Genomic DNA, 22,592 nt, shown 5'->3' with positions numbered 1-22,592 from the left:
GCTTATTTCTCTCCGTCTTCTTCTTCGGAGTACTCACCCTCGTAGACATCGCCGAGTTCAACGACTAAGTCGTTCCATCTCCCTATAAGCTGCGGAGAGTGTGTGGCCAACACCACATCAAACTTATTTAGCTTAATAATGTTAATGAGGTCGCCAATAAACTTCTTTTGCCAAGCAACATGAAGAGAGAGCTCAGGCTCGTCTATGAGTATCAATGAGTTCTTCTTAATCTCGAAAAGCAGCTCGAAGAATAAAACAAGTTGGTGTTGTTCTCCTGACGACAGCTTATCTAGCGGAACAATATTTCCTTTGAAGAAAACATCAATTCCGTTCTGCTTACTTATAGTGACGTCCTTTGTCGTGAATCTCTGATCAATGAGCTCTTTAAACAGCTTAATTTTCGCCAAAAGTGGCGAGAGAGAAGAAAGCTTTTGCTTGGTATCATCTGCATAAACTTGCAAAACTCTAGCAATAGCGTTTTCCAATGGCCCTTCGGGGAGCTCAACTGGATCGTCGGTCTCGGTATCGAGTATACCCGCTTCCATTAGTTCGCGGCGCTTTGTATCGAGCTCGTCGAGCTGATCACCGAGCCCCTCGGCGGAGAGGAGCGTTGTATTGGCAATGACACGCTTCGGAAATGAACGATCTAGAGATTGCGAAAGAGCTGCGTACGCATTTATCTCCTTCGATATGATTTCTTTCAACGTCTGTGCTTTTTGCGTGATCGCCAGAGTGGAACGAGCCTTGCGTGGCGGGCCATAGTAAACCTCTCTTTGCTCGTCTTTCAGAATGAGGAGCCGTTGCGTTTCGATCAGTCGGCAATCGATTTCTCGAGTCAGCGCGAGCAGTGCCTCGGGTACCTTCCCATACATCTTTGTTCGAATGCCCCCTGGTAGTGATTCCCCGTAGGCTTCAACGATCTCGGGTAGTCCAAGTATTTCTCCGGAGTGATCGTGCCTCCACTTGTCTCCCGCTACACGCGTAAGAAATGGGAGATAGCGGTCCAAATGAATGGCCCTCTTGGGGTCAGAGAAACGAGGTGACCAATCGGCCTTCTCACCCCTAGCAGGAAGGATTCGTATATGGACCGAAGCGTCTACGTCCCCTTCGTCTCTATCAGCAGGTATCGGCCTCTTTTCGATGGTTACAACCGTTCCATCCGAAAATGTATATCCAGCACGGCCAAAATCGGTGTCATAGAAAACAGACCATCTGTGCTCAAATAGACCTGCAATCATTCGAAGACAGAGCGTCTTGCCAGTCCCGTTTGGGGCTATTATCGCTGTGACATGCTCATTTAATCGTAGTGGAATCCTGTAGTCAAACTCGCCAAACAGGCCTTGTACCTCAAATTCCTGAAGACGAACGCCCTCGAAGGAGAAGACCTCTTGTTGTGGTTCAGCCATGCCGTATACCCCCTGTTTTTGCGAACTCCGCCCCATAACGTGGAGGAGTAAAAAAACCGTATTCTACTTGCGTACGGTCACCAACACAGCCCCCGCACTGCACCCTAGATTCACAGATTTTGGCATTATTTTCTTCCGTCTGTCGCCTAGCGGCTTCTTCCCAGTAGGCGATTATGTCCGACTCGGATAGTCCGCGCCGGACCATACGGCGAGAGCCGACCGCTGCCATTATCAAGTTGACGTTGAACCCTCGCGGAGCCCATTGTCCTCAGCCGAAATCCTCGCCAACATGTCCGCCACCCCTCGCCTGCCGCCAGGCGGGCGCATGGGCCGCGAAGAATGCGCCCGGCGGATAGGCGAGGGGGCGATGGGTATGCCAATCTCTGGCTTAATGGCGAAGGCCAAACGATGAAGACCATGGGCTTGTGCGCGATGCCGCGAGCGTAGCCTTCCTAGTAGGGTATGTCTTTTGGGGTTGGGGGTATGTGGATGCTCGAAGACGATCGGCGTATTGGAAGGTTGGAATCAAAAATAAAAACCTGTTGTTTTTGCGTAGAACCGGAAAGGGGCAGCGCATTAGCGTGAGACTTCCCTTTGCGGATGAGAATAGGAAGTGGCTCTAAAATGAACGAAAATTTATCCCGGTCTGGTTCTCGGCAGAGAGCAGGTGATACTGGGAGCTCCCAAAAAGCTGGTTCGATAATTTCGTTGAACGGGCGCTGAGAAGTATGGTTTTCTTTATGTCATCCAGCCGTATCGAGAACTGGAAAAATGCTCACCTTCATGTTTGAGTGCCATGAGTCATGAATGCGAATGCTGGTGCATGGGTGCCAACCATGGGGCCGGCAACGATGGTAGTTGGTTCGAAGTTTCGGAGACGTTCGCGACACGCTGGGGTGGTCGAGAATTGGCCTGTCGATTCATGAGAGCAAAATAGCTCCGGAGAGAAGGCAAATGCAGTTGGATAAGCAGACCATTTTAGCAATGCAGTCGGCGGGTATCACCTTTGTTGTTTCCGTTCCGGCTCCCGGCGGAAGCGCAACTTTTGCGCTCCAATCCGGTGAGGTCCCGCTTTCATTCGAGATCGCGACACATTCGCTGCCAGCCACTTCGGTGTTACACGGCAGCAATATCTCGAATGGGTGCAAACGGACGGGGCTCCCCGTTGTGGTGCGACAACGAAGAAGGGAACTCGCTGCGCAAATTCCGTAACGGGAGGCATCCAGCGGACGATAGGAGAATGGGTCGCCGTGGATGGTGGATATTGCACCGTCCACGGCGGCGGTTGAAAGCTCTAAATGTTCGTCGCTATCGACCGCACCTCGAAGTTCACCTTTGGTCGAGTTGCACGAGAAATCTACCACGGCCGTTTCCAAGGGTTACCTGCTGCGGCCGGCCAGCATCTTGCGCTCGAGCCCGGTGTCGAAGACGTCGGCCCATTCCAAATGGAGCCTGGCCGGGCAGCGGGAGCAACGACCCGGAGAACAGCAGTTGCTCGGCGGCGGTGGGTACGGGGCGGGTCCTGCACCGGCGTGATGACGGCTCCCGCCGAAGCGATCATCGCGAGCAATCGGACAGCAGGCACAGTATTCAAATCCTCGAAGGCGTCCGTCCACATTCGACAGGAGACATATGGCGCAGCGCTGGCGCTGTACGACTGACGAAAGCGGCTCTCAATCCGAGGCGATGCCGTTCTTGATCCGTGTGAGGCGGCTTTCGCCTTCCTCCGGGCCGAAGCAGCTTTCGAAATCATTGCATTCCCGGCAACTGGGCGCGCTGCACAGCGAAAAACCTTCGGCCTCGCAGAGCTTGCGGTAAAAGTATTTCTTCCATTTCATGTTTTGGGTGTTGCCGGCCGCCAGCGTCGGAAAATGCGAGGCGAGCAGGCGGCCGAGGTCGGTTCGATCAAAAAGGCCAAGGTCCTGCCAGAGGTGGTCATTGTGCATGGCACGCCGGGCGATGATCCTGGCGAAGCGGGCGCTCGTCGGGTCGCCAGGTCGGGCATGCGCCAGCAGCAGTCCATGCAGAAGTTCTTCCTCCGGATCCGGCTCGGGCTCGCTCACCTCTTTCAAGGCAAACGCGTTGATAGGAAAAGCAGGGAAACAGCGGACCAGGACATAGCGCAACTCGGCGCGCGAAAGTCCGGTTGCCTCCGTCGCCGTCGCCTCGCCGGCTTGGATCTCCTCGAGCGCACGTGAAAGCACACAGGCAAGCACATGCTGGTCGAACCTCCTCTCCAGCTCAATGTGCGGCCATTGGCCGGTGCTGAGCCGGGCATAATGTTGGGCAAATATGGTGCGTTCTCCTGCTTTCGTCCTATCAAATCATGCAGAGACCCGGCCTGCCGCAACATGGGTCGGGCAGTTCTTCGGTATGGCACTCCGGGTCGCCTCGTGTCGAGTAGTTCGGCAATTCTCGTCTGGTCCATCGGCTCTGACGCAAATTCTGTGATTGGAAGAGGTGTTCGCGAACCCCTGCCCTGCCCATTTGCGCCTCACGGGGAACACTGGCGCCGGAAATGCCCCCGCGGAGTTGGACGTGGACCGTGCAGGACAAACGGCGCGTGCTGAGTGCGGCCACATGGTCGGCCCCATTCAAGCCCGCCAGACTCACGGTTGAATGACGTCTGATTCAGAGCGTCAGAGAGTGAGTTCCAGCGCACGTTCAGGACAGGATCGCGCGCCTCGCGATGCAGGCAGCTCCTCCCCTTCCGCAACTTCAATGTCACCGGGCAGGATGTAGCCCTCGTCATCAAGCTTGAAGATGTCCGGCGCTTGCGCCGCGCATCGCGCGTGACCCTGGCATTTGGCCTTTTGGACGATGATGCGCATGGCGCTGCCTCCATTGTCTGTGCCGCGGCTCGGGGCGGGCCTAAGACCAGTCCAGGATCAAATTTTCGATCCCGAACACATGGCCGCCAGAAGTTATCGGTGCCGTACCCTGCTTGATCCTGAAAGCCGGGATGCGCGCCAGCCACTCCTCCAGGCCAATGACAATCTCCCGCCGGGCAAGGTGTGAGCCAAGGCAACGGTGGGGACCATAGCCAAACGCTGCGTGGCGGTTGTCCTCCCGCTCCAAATCAATCGTGTTGGGGCATGCGAATTCCGCCGGGTCACGATTGGCAATCATAGTGGCGCAGGAAACATAGTCCCCCTTCCGGATCGGCGCGCCTTCGAAGTCGATATCTTTCGTGGCCACGCGGATCAACTGAATGGGCGGATAGGCCCGCAGCAATTCTTCGGTTGCGAGCGGGATGCGGTCCGGTTCGCTCCGCAGCAATTGCTGATCTTTAAGGTTGCGTGCGAGGTACGCCAAGTCAAAGCCTATAGCTGCTGCGACCGTGTCGAGCCCAGCGACGAAGACAAGCACGCCGATGCCGCGGACTTGGGTGTCCGTCAGCCGGCGGCCCTCGACCTGTGCCTGCACGATAAAGGTCATGAAATCGTCAACCGCCTCATCGCGGCGCATGGCTGCAAGTTCGTCGATGAATGCCAGGATCGTCCGGGCAGCCACAGGTCGTTCCTTATCGTCGCCGTGGAGCAGATCTTTCCCCCAGCCGACGAATGTACCGAGTCGGTCATCAGGCAACCCCAGAAAGCGAAGAAAGGTGCTCACCGCGAAAGGAAAGGCAAAATCCTTCATCACGTCGCAGCTTGTGCCCGACGCGGCGATCCTTTCGATCAGCTCGACCGCCCGTTCGCGGACAGCCGGTTCCAAAGCCAACACCCGCTTTGGCGAAAGCAGCGGATTGAGCAGTGAGCGAAAAACGCCATGGGCCGGTGGATCGAGTTCAAGCGGGATCGTCGGCCAGTTTTCACCCAGTATGGAGGAGAAGATGCTGCGATGGCTGGAAAAAGTCTCTGCGTCCTGCAGCACCCTCCGCTGGTCCGCGGCACGGGTGATGACCCAGGTACCCCGGCCATCTTGCGTGTTGTAGCGGGAGTAAAAGATCGGAGGCCCGTCATGTACGCAAGCGACAGCTGCGTGTGGATCGCCGTTGGGTGTTGGTGGCATCCCTGGCGATGTAAACAGGCTGAAGTCCCTCACCATTTCGGGTGGGACATGATCTGGAACGGGGTTGGTCGCCATTTTGTTTTCTCTACATTGGCGTTCATGGCTCGATTGAGATTGCACGGCTGTTCATAAAGTCGATTTCCAGCATGGGCACGTCTCTTGTCGGGCGCCTTCTAGGTTCTGTCGCCTGATACAGCCCCACAGCGCGGATGAGATCGGTTGCGAAGTCGATCAGAACGGGCATCTCCGCCGCTCTGCGGTCATGAAGCAAAGCCGCCGCTATCCCCGTTGGGGTTGAGAGGCTGGTCAATCACCTCTGAGCTCCGTGACGCACTGCTGATGCCCTGCTGATCAAATCGTCGAAGCAAGTCGCGTGCCGGATAGGCGTACCCATGGCGCTGCACCAAGCAATGCCAGCCTGCACTGGGCCCGCCGCTGGGATCACCTGTCCATCATTCTTAGGACAACGTCCGACAACCGACATCCGTGGTCGGTTTTGTCGAGTCCGCGACATCAAGCTGTTCGGCTTGGCTGCTGCTGCACAGCCTTCCGGTCGACGAGCGAGGAGATCGCTCGCACGGCCCGGATTGAGCAACGACGCGATCCAGCGCAAGGATCGACTGCGGTCCGACAAGACCCGACGGCGCTTGCGCGCGAATATCAACAAGGTCGAGCCGCGCTTCGGTTCGGCGTTGATGGGCGTATGCGTTTTATCGCTCGCAGGCGCTGCAAGGATTTTCGGTCAGACGGCGATGCACTCGTGCGCACCGGTCCGGCCGGCGACCAGCTTGACTGTATCGATGCGGTCCATTCCGGCGTGCATCACCTGACCGTGCGCATCCGCTACGACCGCAAGCCTTTCCGCTCATGGACCTAAATTTCCTCGCGAGCCGCTGTCGGAACGTGGTGCCGAGTCCTATAGCGGCCGGTTCAATCCGAGGGCCTGTCGGCACACTCTATACATCCCTGTCGCTCGGACCGGGAATGCGTGGCAGACTCTCGGCCAGAAACCGCCAGTCGCTGCGCTCGCGTTCGCCTTCCTTGCGCGTGCCGAAGAACTGGATGATCATCTTGCCGTCGGCGCCATAGGCTTCAATGGACGTGACGTGACCGTCCCTCGTCGGCTTGCGCACGGCCCAGACCTCGCGGATGTGATGGGTCCTCAGATGCAGATGGAAGGTCTCGTCGAGCACATTGATCCGCGGCCCGATCTGCTTGACCGACTTGATCGGGCCGGAATGGATCTGGATGCAACCACGATTGCCGACAAAGCACATGATAGGCATCTCGTCTTCGGCCGCCTGTTGGAACAGGGCGCCAACGGCATCATTGTCGAGCAGCCAAGCGTAATCTTCGTCGGCCATACGCATTGCCTGGCAGCGGCTGAGCTTCAGTGTCTTCAACATATGGTAGAACTGATGCACGTCGCTCAGCCGGCTCCAGTGCTCGCGTAGGTCGTCGGCCGTAGCGGCGTGGTCTGGACTCACTGCGTTATCGCGCGCCCCGCGCGCCTCGACCGATATGATCGGTTCCTGGTCCGAGGATTCGAGCTCTGCCACCAGATTCTGATAGGCATAGAGGTTTGAGGCGGGCCTGAGATGCACTTTGTGCATCGCCTCGCCGGTGGCATCAAAGAATTGCAGGCTGCGGCGGATCTCGGCTCCTTCGCGCTTCTCGACGGCGAAGCCATACGCCCACGCTTTCCGGAAGATGCGCAGGTCGATGTCGTCGCCGAGCACCATGGCATGCTGGTTGCCGGTGACCACTTTGTCGTAGACGCCGATCTTTTCGTGCACGGCACTCTCGTTGCGGGTGAGCGCCATCACCTCGCCGACCGCTTCGAGGCCGGTCAGCAGATCATCGACGCGCGGCTCGATGCGCACCGAGCCGTGACCACAATGCGCCGCGACCAGTTCCGCTTCCGAAATGCCCAATCGAGCGGCGAGATCATGCTCCCGGATTTTCGGATTGTCTTTGCACGCCCGCCGGATTTCGTCGGACGACGGTTTCTCGCGTTGGTCCATGCTTACCCCTGTTTCTACGACGTGTGAGGATCATCTGCCCTGCCCGGGAATCTTCAGCCGATAAGGCGCGCCGAAATGCTCGATCCTGATCTGCTGCGGGCCATCCCCTGCTTCGCCCCATCCATCGCGCGGGCACCCACGGCATGGTTGTGGATCGGCATGCTCTTGCCGTCTCGCCAAACGGAGCCTCAAAAACCGTGCCAATTGCGCCGAAGCAAGCTCAGAAGAAGTTCTGTATTTGGTGATGTGAGTTCAACCAAGAACTCAGGCCCAACATCCCTCGTGGCAGACCCGACAAACCCGACAGTACGTGTCGGTTGGCCGACAGCTTCGCAGCAATGCACTCACAAGAAGCACGGCAGTGTCAGAGATGCCGCGCTGTGTTGAAACGTTTTTTTCGCTTTGGCACGGTGCATGCGACGTGATGCGCAAGCAGGTCCCGGACTGAGGAGAATGGAGCCATGATTACGCTCACCGACAACGCCGTTGCCGCCTTCAAGACTGCTCTTTCCCGCGCCAGCGAGCCGGCGGAAGGCTTTCGCATCATGGTCGAGGCCGGCGGCTGCGCCGGCTTCAAATACTTAATGGGCCTGGAGAGCGTGTCGCGCGAGGGCGACGCGATCACTGACACCGATGGGATCAAGCTGTTCGTGGACACGGGCTCCCAACCCCATGTAGCTGGCATGACCGTCGACTTCCTCACCGGGCTCGAATCTTCCGGTTTTGTATTCGATAACCCCAATGCGCGCGAAAAGTGCGGCTGCGGCAAGTCCTTCAGTTAAACGCCCGAAGCGCCTGTGCAGCCGACAGACTGATTTTGCGGCAGAGGAGACTTATATGGCCGGCACAACAGTCCTAAAGAACAAGGTAAGGTCAAAGCCGATCTCGGGACAGCCATTCGCTTCCCTGGGATGCAAAGAACGCCGCCTCCCGAAACAGCTCGGGTCCTGGTGTCACCCGAGCTGCTTGCGGACAGATCGCGCTGCTGTGCCAAATTCGGCTCATCGATAACGTTATCGCGTTCGGGCGTCCTTACGGCTGACGGCGGCCACTGCGAACATGTCCATCTCGACGGAGATCCGGTCTGCGTCAAACACTCCGGGCGTCTGCGCGGGCTGCCAGTTCAGGCCCATTATCATCAACGGCATGCGCCAGAGGCTCAACGAGTCGGTCCGCGCCGCGTCATTCTGGTCAACTGAGGATCGCACCTATGAAGCCTGTCTACCTCGACAACAACGCAACCACACGGGTCGATCCTGCGGTCCTGCAAGCGATGTTGCCGCTCTTTAGGGATCAATTCGCCAACCCTTCGTCGGCGCACGCTCTTGGCGCCTCAGTCAGTGCGGCGGTGAGAAAGGCGCGGAGGCAGTTGCAAGCGCTGATCGGCGCGGAGTTCGACGATGAGATCACCTTCACCTCGGGTGGGACAGAAAGCGACAATGCAGCGCTTCTTTCAGCGCTCGAGGCGGCGCCCAACCGAACCGAGATCGTTACGTCCGCGGTCGAGCATCCCGCCGTGCTGACGCTTTGCGCGCATCTTGAGAAGACCCGCCGCGTCAAGGTGCACAGGATCCCGGTGGATTGCCGTGGCCGGCTCGACCTCGACGCCTATATGGCCGCCCTCACCCCACAGGTGGCAATCGTTTCCATAATGTGGGCGAACAACGAGACTGGTGTGATCTTCCCCGTGGCCAGGCTTGCCGAGTTGGCCAAGGAAGTGGGCGCCCTATTCCATACCGATGCTGTACAGGCGGTCGGCAAGCTTCCGATGGACCTGAAGTCGACCTCAATCGACATGCTGTCGCTCTCCGGCCACAAGCTGCACGGGCCGAAAGGGATCGGTGCGCTTTTCGTAAAACGTGGCGTCAACTTCCATTCGCTGATCAAGGGGGGTCACCAAGAACACAACCGGCGTGCTGGCACCGAGAATACGCCCGGCATAGCCGGGCTCGGCACGGCGGCCGAACTCGCCTTGAAATTCATGGACGACGAGACCACACGGGTAAAGTCGCTCCGCGATCGTCTGGAGGGCGGGATCCTCCAGCGCATCCCAGGCACCTGTGTCACTGGTGATCCCCTGCAACGGTTGCCCAACACCGCAAACATCTCATTCGAACATGTCGACAGTGATGGAATTCCACTTCTCCTCAGCCGCATTGGCATCGCGTGTTCCTCTGGCTCGGCCTGCACCTCCGGCTCTCAGGAACCAAGCCATGTCCTAAGCGCGATGAAAACGCCGCACGCGGCAGTCCGCTTCTCCTTGGCGCGGGACAACAGCGAAGAGGATATCGACCGGGTGCTCGAGGTCATGCCGGCAATCGTGGGGAAGCTGCGCAGCTTTTTCGGTTCTGGGCCGGGTAATCCGGTCTATGCGTGAGCGGCAGAAGAACAGGCTACCGGTCATGACCCGTCATGTCTCTCTCAACGATACGACGTTGCGCGATGGCGAGCAGGCGCCGGGCGTCGCCTTTACCACGACGGAAAAGCTGGAGATCGCTGAGTCTCTTGCGGCGGCCGGCGTGACAGAGATCGAGATCGGCACGCCGGTCATGGGCGTCGACGAGATCGAAACAATTCGCGCCGTGGTCGCGCGGCGTCTTCCGGTTCGGCTCATGGCCTGGTGCCGGATGACGTCGTTGGATCTCGATGCAGCGATCGAGAGCGGGGTCCAAGCGGTCAATTTGTCGCTGCCTGCGTCGGACATCCAACTTGCCGCCAAGCTCGGCCTCGACAAGGCGGGAGCGCTCCAGGTCATCGATGATATGGTCAGGCGCGCCGCCGCCGCCGGCTTCTTCGTCGCGGTGGGGTGCGAGGATGCCTCGCGGGCCAATCGGGATCATCTCGCCCGCGTCATCGAGACGGCCGCACGCGCCGGCGCAAGCCGCGTGAGGCTGGCCGACACAGTCGGTGTTCTCGACCCGTTTTCAACCTTCGAACTTGTCGCCCAGCTGGTGGTGCAGTCTCCAATCGACCTTGAATTTCATGCGCACAACGATCTCGGACTTGCTGGCGCCAACACGCTAGCCGCAATCCGCGCAGGCGCGCGCCATGCCTCCGTCACCGTCCTGGGGCTCGGCGAGCGTGCGGGCAATGCCGCGCTGGAAGAGGTGGCCGCCGCGATGGCGGTCTTCGGCGGCGCAGATACCGGCATCGAGCTGACCGCATTGCCCGGCCTCGCCGCCGAGGTGGCTTGGGCCGCCCGCCGGCAGACCGCGGCCACTAAGCCGGTCGTCGGCGCCGATGTTTTCACCCACGAATCCGGCATTCACGTCGCAGGGCTGCTGAAGGACTCGCGTACTTATCAGGGGCTTGATCCGGCTCTCGTGGGCCGCTGCCAGCGCATCGTCATCGGCAAGCATTCCGGCGCCACTGCGATTGCCCATGTGCTGAGCGAAAGCGGTCGCGATCTCGACCCGGATCTGGCAGCCGCGATGGTGGCCCGCGTCCGGCGCGAGGCGGCCGAGACCAAATCGACGCTCACTGCAACTCAACTGGTCGAGCTCTACGATAAAATGTGCAGCGAGGCGTCCCTCTTCGAGCTGTGCGGGTCCAGGTCAGCCGTGCGCGCGCGCGCAAAGGCCACAGTTTTGCGACCAGGGAGAATGCAATGAATTGTTCCGCTGACAGCCGCCCCATCGATGTCACAGACATCCTCGCACGACTGAAGCGCCTGTCGGCCGCGGAGGAGTTCTTCTCAGTCCTTGGCGTCTCCTATGACCCCAAGGTGCTGAATGTCTCGCGGCTCCATATAATGAAGCGCGTGGGCCAATACCTTGCCGAAGAAGATTTCTCCGGTCTGCCCGACCAGGTGATTGCCGCGAGGGTGCGCGCGACGCTCGAACGCGCTTACGAGGACTTTGCGATTTCCTCGCCGCTCACGCATCGGGTCTTCAAGGTGCTCAAAGACCACGATCCGAACAAACCTGCCGCGCCGGGTCACACCTTTATCCCGTTCGACTCGGTACTGAAGCGGTTCGGACGAGAATGAGCGGCGACAAGGGTTGCGACGCGACAATGTCGAGCAGCCGACAAATCCGGTCATCACCACAGCGCCGTCAGAAGCAACCAGCCGAAGTTGTAGGAAAGGGGCAGCGCAAGAGACTTGGCACGAATTATGCGGATCAAGGAGATAACCGCAATGCCCGCAACCGGACAGGAGCCTAGAGAAACCGCCAATGCACATCGTAATCTGCATCAAGCAGGTGCCGGACTCGGCACAGATAAGGGTCCATCCGGTGACGAACACAATCATGCGCCAGGGTGTTCCGACCATCATCAACCCTTACGACCTGTTCGCCCTCGAAGAAGCGCTCAGACTGCGCGATGCCTATGGCGGCGAAGTCACTGTGCTCACCATGGGTCCGCCCATGGCAGAGGACGCGCTGCGCAAGGCGCTCGGCTACGGCGCCGACCGAGCGGTGCTCTTGACCGACCGCTATTTTGCCGGCTCCGACACGCTGGCGACCTCGTTCGCCCTTTCCCAGGCAATCGCGAAGGTCGGCGAGACGTTCGGCACGCCAGACCTCGTCTTCACCGGCAAGCAGACGATCGATGGCGACACGGCCCAGGTCGGGCCCGGCATCGCCAAGCGCCTCGGACTCCTGCAACTGACCTATGTCGCGAAGATCCCCTCTATTGATCTTGCTGCAGGCGAGATCAAGGTCGAGCGCCGCTCCGAAGGCGGCACACAGATGCTGAAGAGCAGGCTGCCTTGCCTCATCACCATGCTGGAAGGCACAAACGAGATCCGCCGGGGCTCGATCCACGACGCCTTGTGCGCCGCGCGCAGCCAGGTCTTGAAATGGAGTGCGGCCGACGCCGGCATTGAGGATCTCACCAAATGCGGCCTGCGCGGCTCACCGACCGTCGTCAAGCGTGTTTTCGCCCCTCCTGCTCGAGCTGAAAAGGCGGCACTAATCGACACCGCCGAGAAGGCCTTGCGCGATGTCGCTGACGAACTCATCACCGCAATCTTCACCCGCCAGCCGGCGCTGGAACATGAGCTCGCCTTTAACGGCGGCGCGTGACGGCAAGGAGCAAAACGATGTCGACCGCGAACCGAGAAACCCCTCGCCCTGCCGCCGGCCGCGCCGGCATAAAGAAGGAGCTGCCCGCCCATTTCAAGGACTACCGGCACGTCTGGGTCTTCATCGAGCTCGAACGCGGCCAGGTCCATCCCGTATCATTCGAGCTGCTCGGCGAAGGCCGCAAATTAGCAGACAAGCTTCAGGTCCAGCTTGCAGGCGTCGTGCTCGGACCGCCGGGAGAGGCCGTCGGGAACGCCGTTGCCGAAGCATTCGCTTATGGTGCTGACCTTGTCTACATCGCCGAGGCGCCCCTGCTCGCCGACTATCGGAACGAGCCTTTCACCAAGGCGATGACGGATCTGGTCGATACCCACAAACCCGAAATCCTTCTTCTCGGTGCCACCACACTCGGCAGGGATCTTGCCGGCTCCGTGGCGACGACCTTGCAGACAGGGCTCACGGCCGACTGCACCGAACTCGATGTGGATACCGACAGTTCGCTCGCCGCCACGCGTCCGACTTTCGGCGGTTCCTTGTTGTGCACGATCTATACGCTCAATTTCCGCCCTCAGATGGCGACAGTGCGGCCAAGAGTCATGCCCATGCCGCAGCGGACGGATAAACCGGTCGGGCGTGTCATCCGGCACAAGCTCTCGCTTGCCGAGGACGAGATCGCTACCAAAGTCCTCGGCTTCCTGCCGGACAATCAGTCGGCAAAGGCAAACCTTGCCTATGCCGACGTCGTGGTTGCGGGAGGCCTTGGTCTTGGCGCGGCGGAGAACCTGCAGCTTGTGAAGAACCTCGCGCGAGCAATCGGCGCCGAGCATGGCTGTTCGCGCCCGTTAGTCCAGAAGAGCTGGATGCCAGCTGATCGGCAGATCGGCCAAACTGGCAAGACCATCCGGCCGAAGCTTTACATAGCGGCCGGGATTTCCGGCGCCGTCCAGCATCGGGTTGGCGTCGAGGGGGCGGATCTCATCGTGGCCATCAACACCGACCCGAACGCGCCGATATTCGATTTCGCTCACCTCGGAATCGTCACCGACGCGATCCGCTTCCTGCCCGCACTGACGGAAGCCTTCACCCGGCGGCTGTCGCCCCACAGTCGCGATAAGCTTGCGAGCTAAGGGACGGACATGATCGAGGAAAACTTCGACGCCATTGTTGTTGGGGCAGGCATGTCCGGAAACGCAGCTGCTTACACCATGGCCAGCCATGGCCTAAAGGTGCTGCAGTTGGAGCGCGGTGAATATCCGGGCTCCAAGAATGTCCAAGGTGCCATCATGTACGCGAACATGCTGGAGAAGATCATCCCGGATTTCAGGGACGATGCGCCTCTCGAGCGGCATTTGGTTGAACAGCGGCTTTGGGTGATGGACGACACATCCCATACCGGGATTCACTATCGGTCGGACGACTTCAATGAGGCCAAGCCCAACCGATACACAATCATCCGTGCCCAGTTCGACAAATGGTTTTCGCGTAAGGTGCGCGAGGCCGGCGCGACGGTTCTGTGCGAGACGACCGTGACGGAGCTCATCCGTGACGCCAAGGACAGGGTGGTCGGCGTCCGCACAGATCGGGCCGGCGGAGCCATCTACGCGAACGTGGTCGTTCTCGCAGAAGGTGTCTGCGGACTGCTTGGCACGCGAGCCGGCCTGCGCCAGATGCCGAAGCCACAAACCGTGGCGCTCGCCGTTAAGGAAATGCATTTCCTGCCCGAAGAGGTCATTGAGCAGCGGTTCGGCGTCAAGGGCGATGAAGGCTGCGTGATCGAGGCGGTGGGCACGACCTCCCGCAGCATGGCCGGGCTCGGCTTCCTCTACACCAACAAGGAGTCGATCTCACTGGGCATTGGCTGCCTCGTCTCCGATTTTGCCGCGATGGTCGAGAGCCCCTACGTTCTCCTTGATGCCTTAAAGAGCCATCCTTCGATCCGGCCGCTGATCGCCGGCTCGGAAGTGAAAGAATATTCCGCACACCTCATTCCCGAAGGCGGCTACAAGGCTATTCCGCAGCTGTTTGGCGATGGTTGGGTCGTGGTCGGCGATGCCGCGCAACTGAACAACGCCATTCACCGCGAGGGTTCGAACCTCGCCATGACCTCCGGCCGCATCGCGGCTGAGGCAATCATCGAGGTCAACAGCCGCAACGCTCCTATGACCAAACGAAATCTCGCTCTTTACAAAGCCATGCTGGACAAGTCCTTCGTGGTCAAGGACCTAAAGAAATACAAAGATATGCCGGCCTTGCTCCACACCAATTCCTGCAATTACTTCACAACTTATCCGCGGTTGATGTCGCAAGCCGCGCAGAACTTCATGCGTGTCGACGGCACGCCGAAGATCGAGAAGGAAAAGGCGACCACGGCGGCCTTCATCAAGGCGCGCTCGCGTTGGGGGCTGGTCAGCGACGCGGTCCGCCTTGCATTGGCGTGGCGCTGAAGGGAGACGAAATGACGATCGCAGTGACAAAGTCACGTGTCGAGGACAAGCTTTACCAGAACCGCTACTTGGTGGATTCCGGCCGCCCGCATATCAAAGTGCGACCGCACGAGAGGCCAAGCGCGAACTTGCTCGCGCTTACCCACGTCTGCCCGGCGAAATGTTATGAGTTGAACGACGAAAGTCAAGTGGAGATCACTGCTGACGGCTGCATGGAGTGCGGCACCTGCCGGATTTTGTGTGAGACCAGTGGCGAGATCGAGTGGAACTATCCACGCGGCGGTTTCGGAGTCCTCTTCAAATTCGGATGACCGACGCACGCACGTATTAAGAGGGTTGATCTTGATACAGTTTAGGTCTCGCCCAACGCCAAGTCTATTTTCTTTGCTTCGATCGTCGCTTTGACGAAGAGAAGCTCGTGAATACCATGCTTTCAGAATTCAGATAAAAAAGGAGGAGCACTCTGGACGACAACCCCTGAGGTGTTTCCATGACCCACGGACCGCAAGATCGGGTCGACGAGGTTGGACCTCGGGAGACCCGCCCTGAACCGCCCATCAAAAGCATGCCCCAATCAGATATCGCGCTCAGAGGACTCTACGAGATATCGAAGGTGCTGACCGCCCCCAGCGAGCTGGAGATTACGCTCGCCAATGTCGTGAACGTCCTGCCTTCATTTCTGCAGATGCGTCACGGAGCAATCGTCGTCCTGGACGCTGAAGGAGAGCTGGAGATTGCCGCGACTGCCGGCAATACCCACGTACGTCAATCAGGCACTCGCCGCGTCATACCACAGGCCGTAACAGATCAAATCGTCGCTACAGGGACGCCGCTCTTCATACCGGACGTGCGCAAGTCCCAACTATTTCAGGCTGACCTTCAAACGTCTTCGAGCATCGGAACCATCCCAATTGCCTTTATCGGTATCCCGCTAAAGGCTGATCATGATATCCTTGGGACATTGTCGATCGACCGCGCCGGAGACGGCGCCACCGACTTTCGCGACGACGAGGACATTTATTTCCTGACGATGGTCGCCAACCTTGTCGGCCGGACCATCCGCCTCCATCGCGCCCTGAGTACAGATCGTCAGCGGTGTGGCCATGAGCAATCGGGACCGGAGAAATCGCCCAACGAGGGGAGGACCTACGACCCTGCCCGGCATGCGGATGCCAAAATCGACGGGATCATCGGGGAAAGCCCCGCACTCAAGCAGGTGCTCGAAACCGTCTCGGTCGTAGCAGGGACCAATTCCACCGTGCTTCTTCGGGGTGAAAGCGGCACCGGCAAGGAATTCTTTGCGCAGGCCATCCATAAGCTCTCACGTCGGAGGAAGAAGTCTTTCGTCAAATTGAACTGCGCCGCACTGTCTGAAAGCGTTCTGGAGTCAGAACTGTTTGGGCATGAAAAGGGCGCTTTCACGGGTGCTATCTCCCAGCGCGCCGGTCGTTTTGAATTGGCAAATGAGGGAACGCTGCTACTTGATGAAATCGGCGAGATTTCGCCGGCCTTTCAAGCCAAGCTGTTGCGTGTCTTGCAGGAAGGCGAGTTGGAGCGAGTCGGCGGCACCAAAACGCTACAGGTCGACGTGCGCCTCATATGCGCCACCAACAAAGACCTCGAGGCGGCCGTCATAAAAGGGGAGTTCAGGGCCGACCTTTATTACCGCATCAATGTCGTGCCAATTATCCTGCCTCCGCTCAGAGAGCGAACCGGCGATATTCCACGCCTTGCGAACGCCTTCCTCAACCGGTTCAACAAGGAGAACGATCGCGCACTGGCCTTCGCGGCGCCGGCGCTTGACCTGATCTCGCAATGTTACTTCCCTGGTAACGTCCGCGAGCTGGAGAACTGCGTCCAAAGGACGGCCACACTTGCGCGCTCAAGGACGATCACTCCATCCGATTTCGCCTGTAAGAAGGGCCAGTGCCTTTCCTGGCTCCTCTGGAAGCGAGCCGACCGCTCGAATGGCGGCAATGCCATCGACGATCTCGCACGGGTCAACGCAGTGCCGGTCGGATTGCGGCTGCCGGCCAGTTGCATCGGTGCCTCCACAGGCAAGATATCTCCCCTTACGGCCGGCGATCCGAACGATCCCGCTTGTCCCCCGCGTCTGGCGGAACGCGACCGGGTGATCGACGCGATGGACAAGGCCGGTTGGGTCCAGGCCAGGGCGGCTCGTATCCTCGGCCTCACGCCGCGGCAAGTCGGCTACGCCCTGCGCCGGCATGGTATCGTGGTGAAGAAATTCTAGACGTCGTGATGACGTCAACCGTAAGCAGCCCGGAGTGGTCTCGCTCACACTCTGCGCGCCCGAGGCTGCTAGCCTCGCGACCCTATTTGTGTGTCCACTGTCGTAAGCCCGACAAAGGTTTGTCGGAGCAATCCGAAGGAATCTGACACGACAAGCCTATTCGTGAACCGAAACAGCTCTTTGAGCTGGCATAGCTCTTGCGCTTTGGACTGCGACATCACGCAGCAACGGAGCCGTTCATGTCCGCACCGGCAATTTCGCTTGAGAGCCTCAGCACGACATTCGGTGACCAGTTGCTTGGCACCATGAAAGCTGGTGGCTGCGCCTCTTCGTCCTGCGGCTCGTCGACAAAGCCCGACGACACGGATCCGGCTGTCTGGGAGAAGATCAAGGATCACCCCTGCTTTTCAGAAGAGGCGCATCACTATTTCGCGCGCATGCACGTCGCGGTCGCGCCGGGCTGCAATATCCAGTGCAACTACTGCAATCGCAAATATGATTGCGCCAACGAAAGCCGGCCTGGGGTGGCCTCTGAAAAGCTGACGCCCGACCAGGCGCTACGCAAGGTGATCGCGGTCGCCAGCGAGGTGCCGCAGCTTTCCGTGCTCGGCATCGCCGGACCGGGCGATGCCTGTTACGACTGGAAGAAGACGAAGGCGACCTTCGCCAGGGTCGCCAGGGAAATCCCAGACATCAAGTTTTGCATCTCCACGAATGGGCTCGCGCTACCGGACCATGTCGATGAGCTTGCCGACATGAATGTCGATCACGTGACGATCACCATCAACATGGTCGACCCTGAGGTCGGTACAAAGATCTATCCTTGGATCTTTTACGACCATCGCCGCTACGTCGGCCTCGAAGCCGCCCGGATGCTGCACGAGCGGCAGATGTTGGGTCTGGAGATGCTGACCGCGCGCGGCATCCTCACCAAAATCAATTCGGTGATGATTCCTGGCGTGAACGATGAGCATCTGATCGAGGTGAATAGATGGGTCAAGGAGCGAGGCGCGTTCCTGCACAACCTCATGCCGCTGATTTCGGACCCGGCGCACGGCACGCATTACGGACTGAGTGGGCAGCGCGGCCCAAACGCAATGGAGCTGAAGGCTCTTCAGGATCGTCTCGAAGGCGGCGCCCAGTTGATGCGCCACTGCCGGCAGTGCCGGGCAGATGCCGTCGGCATGCTTGGCGAGGATCGTGGCCAGGAATTCAGGGCCGACCGGATTCCCGGCGAGGTCACCTACGATGCCAGCAAGCGTAACGCCTATCGGGAGCTGGTCGCGCAGGAGCGCCGTGATCACGTGGCGGCCAGAAGTGAAGCGATCGGATTGGTCAAGGCAGCGAGGCCCGGCAAAGCCGTCCTCTTCGCGGTGGCGACCAAGGGCGGCGGCCGCGTCAACGAACATTTCGGCCATGCGAAGGAATTCCAGGTTTACGAAGCCTCGCCGAGAGGGATCAGCTTTGTCGGGCATCGCAAGGTGGAGAAGTATTGCCTCGGCGGCTTGGGCAAGGAAGCCGCCCTCGGTGGCATCGTCGCAGCCCTTCAAGGCATAGATATCGTGCTGTGCGCCAGGATTGGAACTTGCCCGCAGGATCAGCTCGCGGACGCTGGAATCAGAGCCACCGACGCTTGTGCCCATGACTATATCGAGACGGCAATCAGCGCGATTTACACCGCCGCGTCAGGGGCCCCCGCACTCGCGGCGACGGCCTGAGCTGTCTCATCCATTCGGACCAGGAGTTAAAATGGCTTTCAAGATCATCGCATCCCAATGCACCCAATGCGGCGCCTGCGAATTCGAATGTCCTTCCGGCGCGATCAAGTTCAAAGGCGAGAGCTACGTGATCGAGTCACAGAAGTGCACCGAATGCGAGGGGGTCTTCGATGCGCAGCAATGTGCCTCGGTATGTCCGGTGCCGAAGACCTGCGTTCCTGCGTGACCACATGGGCTGCCGACATGGGCGGGGCTGCCTACGCAGGACGCCTGCAACGCCTTGTTCACAACCTGCAGCCGCAAGAGAAATCAGGGAACGGACATGTCGCTCGGACGCGAAGAGGAGATCGAAATCCGCAGGCCTCCACGATTCATGCCGGGAGAGCGGGTACGTGCCACTCGCCACATAAAGAATGACGGCACCTATCCTGGCAGGGAGATCGGCGAAAATCTCGTGCGCAAGGGCGACGAGGGATATGTGCGCGACATCGGCACCTTTCTCCAGCAGTTCTTCATCTATGCGGTCGAGTGGATCGACCGTGGCACCGTCGTCGGCATGCGAGCGCGTGAACTGATGAGCCTCGAGAAAGCCGAGTCCTGCAGTGCTGAAAGCAATTCCAATGAAGGGACGGCCAGATGAAAGTCATGATCCGCAGGACCGATGCTGGCTTGTCGGCGTATGTCCCCAAAAAAGACCTCGAAGAGCCGATCATCAAGCTTGAGAAGGAAGAGTTGTGGGGCGGAACTATCACGCTCCGGAACGGGTGGCGGCTCGTCTTACCCGATCTCCCACGGGATACGCGTCTGCCGATCACTGTCGAGGCAAGGAAGGTTTCCGAAGAGGACTGATGCTGCCGCTAAGTGCGTCGCGAGGAAACGAGCATGAATACGATCCTGACATCGGGCCACCTTGTCATAGTGCGGGACAGTTTTGCCGATAAGCTGCTTGACCTGGCGAAGGCAGCGCTCGCCGCCGATGAGGTGATCCCCTATCTCGGTCCGGGTCTTCTTGGGTTCAACTGTGCGGAACCGCCTGTGCCGCATACTCCGGAGGTCGTTGCCGCGGCACTCAATGCACGGGCGCCCGCCCCTTCCAGGATCCGCACCAATATGTGGTCGGTTGCGCAGTTCATCGAACAGCGCCGGCATCGCCGGACGCTTCAAGCTTGGATGACCGAGATATTCGCAGCGCCGGTGAGGCCAACCCTCCTCCACGCCTGGCTCGCAAGGCTGCCGCTCTCCCTCATCATCGACAGCTGGTATGACAGCGCGATGCGCACGGCTCTCGTGGAGACCGGCCGAACGGACGTCGTTGAGATACAAGGCGTCACGCGGGCGAACGAAATCGGCAACATTTGGACAAAAACCTACGATTTGTCCGGGAGGGAGCTCGACGCCCGATCGGGGGCAAAGACGGTCCTCTATGCACCTCACGGGAGTAGTAGGCCCTCGCAAAACTTTCTCGTCGCAGATTCCGACTATGTCGAAGTCCTGACCGAAATTGATATCCAGACACCTATCCCTGACGTGGTGAAGGAACGGCGCATCACCCGTGGATTTTTCTTCGTTGGCTGCCGCTTCAACGATCAAATGCTGCGCACCTACGCCAGACAGATCATGAAGCGCTCCCGCGGTCCCTATTGCACCGTAATGGACGCGGAAACCCTGACCAGAAACGAAGCGCGTTTCCTTGCGGCAAGCGGAATCACGGTGATCGACATGCCACTTAGTCAAGCGGCGGCTCGGCTTCTGGGAACGGGCAAGGCTGCAGGTTGTGGACAGGATTAAAATGGCGGTCGCCTTTGATGATGCGTCCTTCGGCTTTCCTCGAAGGCGCAAAATGCAGTCGGGAATACACCCGTGAACAGTGATGCTGTCGGCAGCGCAACGGACGCTCTGAATTCGTTGACCCATGTTGAAGCGGCGCGCTGGGGCCGGGATTTGAGTACGCTGTTGCGCATAACGCGTATGAATTTTCGGCATCCCTGGCAGGTCGCCTTCGCTATGGGCTCGACGATCATGGCGGCAATCCTCCAGTTGCTCATTCCCCAGCTTCTCGGCCGGGCTGTCGACCAGGCCCAGACAGCCATCGGGGGCGGTGTCGCCGGGAGCGCGGCAGGACAAGCGCTCTGGACCCCGGCTCTCCTGCTGCTCGCCGTCAGCGCGCTACGCGGCCTTTTCACGATGGCGCAGAACTATTTTGCCGAAGCCGTCGGGCATCATGTCGCGTACGAACTGCGGCTCGCCTACTACGACAAGATCCAGCGTCTCAGCTTTTCCTTTCACGATCGGGTCCATTCAGGCGATCTGATCACCATCGGAATGCTCGATCTCCAAGGCGTGCGGATGTATTTTTCCACCGCGCTCGTTCGCGTGGTCCTGCTCACCATGCTGATCGGGATCGGCGCTTACATGATGATCTCGATCGATCTCATGCTCGGCCTGGTCGCGCTGAGCTTCGTGCCTTTTGTCGCCTGGCGCTCATCGACCACACAGCTTAGGCTGCGCGCCACCTGGCTCGACCTCTATGAGCGCCTTTCGGTACTAAGCCGCGTGATGAAGGAAAATCTCGCAGGCATCCGCGTGGTCCGCGCTTTTGCGGCTCAATCCTATGAGATGCTGAAGTTCGACCGCGCTTCCAAGACCGCGCTCGGCCTCGCCAACGATCTCGTTGACATCTACGTACCCAGCACGTCGGCGATGACCTTGTCCTTCTTTTTCGCAATGGGATTGGTGCTTTGGATCGGTGGCAACAAGCTCATCGCTGGCGAGATCAGCGTCGGAACGATGGCGACCTTCCTGACCTTCATGACCATCCTGCAAATGCCAGTCCGCCAGATCGGCCTCATGGTCAATGCCTTTGCCCGCGCTTCCAGCTGCGGTTCGCGGCTTTTCGGTCTCCTCGATCAGGAGATCACGATCAGGGATGCTCTCGAGGCCAGACCGCTTGAGATAAGCGACGGCACTCTGCGCTTCCACAATGTCTCATTTGCGTACCCCAATGTCGAAAACCGCGCCATTCTGAAGAACCTCAGCTTTGAGGCCCGGAGAGGCGAGACGATCGCGATCGTCGGTCCGCAGGGTTCCGGCAAATCGACGATGGCTCATCTGATCCCCCGCTTTTACGACGTGACCGGTGGCGCCATCACGTTGGACGGCCAGGACATACGCAATGTCACCCTCGAGAGCCTTCGCAAGGCGGTTGCCGTTGTACAGCAGGATGCGTTCCTGTTCACCACCACGATTGAGAACAACATCGCTTATGGCGACCCCTGGGCGAAGAGACAGCGAATTGAACGCGCTGGCGAATTCGCCCAGCTCCACAACTACATCCTCGGGCTCCCAGCAGGGTATGAGACGGTCGTGGGCGAACGCGGCGTCTCTCTCTCTGGCGGCCAGCGCCAGCGTCTCACGATTGCTCGCACCATGATGCTGCGCCCCTCTGTCGTCGTTTTCGACGACTCGATGGCCGCGATCGATGCCGGCACCGAGCAGCGCATTCGCGCGGCGACGCGGCGCTTCGCCAAGGATCGGGTGACGATCATCATCGCGCACCGGCTGAGTGCGCTTCTGCATGCCGATCAGATCCTTTTTGTCGATAACGGCGAAATCGTAGAACGCGGCACGCATGAAGAGCTTCTGGCGAAGCGGGGACGCTACAGGGCCCTTTACGATCTCCAGACGCGCCCAGGTGATAGCATATGA

21 protein-coding genes are annotated in these 22,592 nt (G+C 59.3%); 15 read left to right on the top strand and 6 right to left on the bottom strand.

The window, feature by feature from the left end; all coding sequences use genetic code 11:
• Positions 1 to 2: 2 nt before the first annotated feature.
• From NKI69_RS06225 to NKI69_RS06200, 5 genes are all read right to left on the bottom strand, one after another.
• The gene (locus NKI69_RS06225; RefSeq protein ID WP_352720475.1) at positions 3 to 1,406 is read right to left on the bottom strand and encodes an AAA family ATPase; all 1,404 of its coding nucleotides are present in this window, start codon (positions 1,404 to 1,406) and stop codon (positions 3 to 5) included.
• Between the two features lie 1,673 nt (positions 1,407 to 3,079).
• Entirely contained in the window at positions 3,080 to 3,700 is a 621-nt protein-coding gene (locus NKI69_RS06220; RefSeq protein WP_352720725.1) for a nitrogen fixation protein NifQ, read from the bottom strand.
• A 345-nt stretch (positions 3,701 to 4,045) separates the two neighbouring features.
• On the bottom strand, positions 4,046 to 4,237 hold the full coding sequence (locus NKI69_RS06215; RefSeq protein ID WP_023736308.1) for a ferredoxin: 192 nt from the start codon (positions 4,235 to 4,237) through the stop codon (positions 4,046 to 4,048).
• 40 nt (positions 4,238 to 4,277) lie between these two features.
• Entirely contained in the window at positions 4,278 to 5,495 is a 1,218-nt protein-coding gene (locus tag NKI69_RS06210; RefSeq protein ID WP_352720472.1) for a cytochrome P450, read from the bottom strand.
• An 881-nt stretch (positions 5,496 to 6,376) separates the two neighbouring features.
• Positions 6,377 to 7,444 carry a hemin-degrading factor gene (locus tag NKI69_RS06200; protein WP_352720470.1) on the bottom strand — a complete coding sequence of 356 codons (1,068 nt, stop codon included), beginning with the start codon at positions 7,442 to 7,444 and terminating at the stop codon, positions 6,377 to 6,379.
• Between the two features lie 461 nt (positions 7,445 to 7,905).
• Here NKI69_RS06200 and NKI69_RS06195 point away from each other — a divergent pair, with 461 nt between their 5' ends.
• The 9 genes from NKI69_RS06195 to nifA all read left to right on the top strand — a co-directional run bounded on the left by NKI69_RS06195 (position 7,906) and on the right by nifA (position 17,169).
• Positions 7,906 to 8,226, top strand: coding sequence for an iron-sulfur cluster assembly accessory protein (locus tag NKI69_RS06195; protein ID WP_352601193.1), 321 nt, complete (start codon positions 7,906 to 7,908; stop codon positions 8,224 to 8,226).
• A 428-nt stretch (positions 8,227 to 8,654) separates the two neighbouring features.
• Positions 8,655 to 9,821 carry a cysteine desulfurase NifS gene (nifS, locus tag NKI69_RS06190; RefSeq protein ID WP_352657259.1) on the top strand — a complete coding sequence of 389 codons (1,167 nt, stop codon included), beginning with the start codon at positions 8,655 to 8,657 and terminating at the stop codon, positions 9,819 to 9,821.
• A 25-nt stretch (positions 9,822 to 9,846) separates the two neighbouring features.
• Complete coding sequence (nifV, locus tag NKI69_RS06185) at positions 9,847 to 11,055, top strand: homocitrate synthase (RefSeq protein ID WP_352720467.1); 1,209 nt, start codon at positions 9,847 to 9,849, stop codon at positions 11,053 to 11,055.
• On the top strand, positions 11,052 to 11,432 hold the full coding sequence (nifW, locus tag NKI69_RS06180; RefSeq protein WP_352581808.1) for a nitrogenase stabilizing/protective protein NifW: 381 nt from the start codon (positions 11,052 to 11,054) through the stop codon (positions 11,430 to 11,432). The genes nifV and nifW overlap by 4 nt, the downstream gene beginning before the upstream one ends.
• A 187-nt stretch (positions 11,433 to 11,619) precedes the next feature.
• The gene (locus NKI69_RS06175; RefSeq protein WP_023795975.1) at positions 11,620 to 12,471 is read left to right on the top strand and encodes an electron transfer flavoprotein subunit beta/FixA family protein; all 852 of its coding nucleotides are present in this window, start codon (positions 11,620 to 11,622) and stop codon (positions 12,469 to 12,471) included.
• A gap of 17 nt (positions 12,472 to 12,488) precedes the next feature.
• Positions 12,489 to 13,598 carry an electron transfer flavoprotein subunit alpha/FixB family protein gene (locus tag NKI69_RS06170; RefSeq protein ID WP_023766900.1) on the top strand — a complete coding sequence of 370 codons (1,110 nt, stop codon included), beginning with the start codon at positions 12,489 to 12,491 and terminating at the stop codon, positions 13,596 to 13,598.
• Between the two features lie 9 nt (positions 13,599 to 13,607).
• A complete protein-coding gene (locus NKI69_RS06165; RefSeq protein WP_023813709.1) occupies positions 13,608 to 14,915 on the top strand; it encodes an FAD-binding protein in 1,308 nt (435 codons plus the stop codon).
• Positions 14,916 to 14,926: 11 nt separating this feature from the next.
• Entirely contained in the window at positions 14,927 to 15,226 is a 300-nt protein-coding gene (locus tag NKI69_RS06160) for a ferredoxin family protein (protein WP_352720464.1), read from the top strand.
• A gap of 179 nt (positions 15,227 to 15,405) precedes the next feature.
• The gene (gene nifA, locus NKI69_RS06155) at positions 15,406 to 17,169 is read left to right on the top strand and encodes a nif-specific transcriptional activator NifA (protein ID WP_502900151.1); all 1,764 of its coding nucleotides are present in this window, start codon (positions 15,406 to 15,408) and stop codon (positions 17,167 to 17,169) included.
• Positions 17,170 to 17,386: 217 nt separating this feature from the next.
• On the opposite strand, the gene NKI69_RS06150 is transcribed toward nifA, so the two are convergent.
• Entirely contained in the window at positions 17,387 to 17,560 is a 174-nt protein-coding gene (locus tag NKI69_RS06150; RefSeq protein ID WP_352581879.1) for a hypothetical protein, read from the bottom strand.
• Here NKI69_RS06150 and nifB point away from each other — a divergent pair.
• From nifB to NKI69_RS06120, 6 genes are all read left to right on the top strand, one after another.
• Positions 17,475 to 18,887 carry a nitrogenase cofactor biosynthesis protein NifB gene (gene nifB / locus NKI69_RS06145; RefSeq protein ID WP_352581809.1) on the top strand — a complete coding sequence of 471 codons (1,413 nt, stop codon included), beginning with the start codon at positions 17,475 to 17,477 and terminating at the stop codon, positions 18,885 to 18,887. The genes NKI69_RS06150 and nifB overlap by 86 nt on opposite strands.
• 31 nt (positions 18,888 to 18,918) lie before the next feature.
• Complete coding sequence (locus NKI69_RS06140) at positions 18,919 to 19,113, top strand: 4Fe-4S dicluster domain-containing protein (RefSeq protein WP_023672218.1); 195 nt, start codon at positions 18,919 to 18,921, stop codon at positions 19,111 to 19,113.
• A gap of 96 nt (positions 19,114 to 19,209) precedes the next feature.
• Positions 19,210 to 19,527, top strand: a complete 318-nt coding sequence (locus NKI69_RS06135) for a nitrogen fixation protein NifZ (RefSeq protein ID WP_023736294.1) — start codon at positions 19,210 to 19,212, stop codon at positions 19,525 to 19,527.
• Complete coding sequence (gene nifT, locus NKI69_RS06130) at positions 19,524 to 19,736, top strand: putative nitrogen fixation protein NifT (RefSeq protein WP_023813715.1); 213 nt, start codon at positions 19,524 to 19,526, stop codon at positions 19,734 to 19,736. Before NKI69_RS06135 ends, nifT begins: the two co-directional genes overlap by 4 nt.
• A 33-nt stretch (positions 19,737 to 19,769) precedes the next feature.
• A complete protein-coding gene (locus NKI69_RS06125) occupies positions 19,770 to 20,675 on the top strand; it encodes an SIR2 family NAD-dependent protein deacylase (RefSeq protein ID WP_031213722.1) in 906 nt (301 codons plus the stop codon).
• 72 nt (positions 20,676 to 20,747) lie between these two features.
• Positions 20,748 to 22,592: an ABC transporter ATP-binding protein gene (locus NKI69_RS06120; protein ID WP_352581812.1), complete on the top strand. Its 1,845-nt coding sequence runs from the start codon at positions 20,748 to 20,750 to the stop codon at positions 22,590 to 22,592.

Origin of the sequence: Mesorhizobium sp. M0491, assembly GCF_040321265.1 — a bacterium.
Taxonomy (GTDB): Bacteria; Pseudomonadota; Alphaproteobacteria; order Rhizobiales; family Rhizobiaceae; genus Mesorhizobium.
The sequence above is the reverse complement of the archived record's forward strand: the minus strand, read 5'-3'. Positions and strand labels throughout refer to the sequence as shown.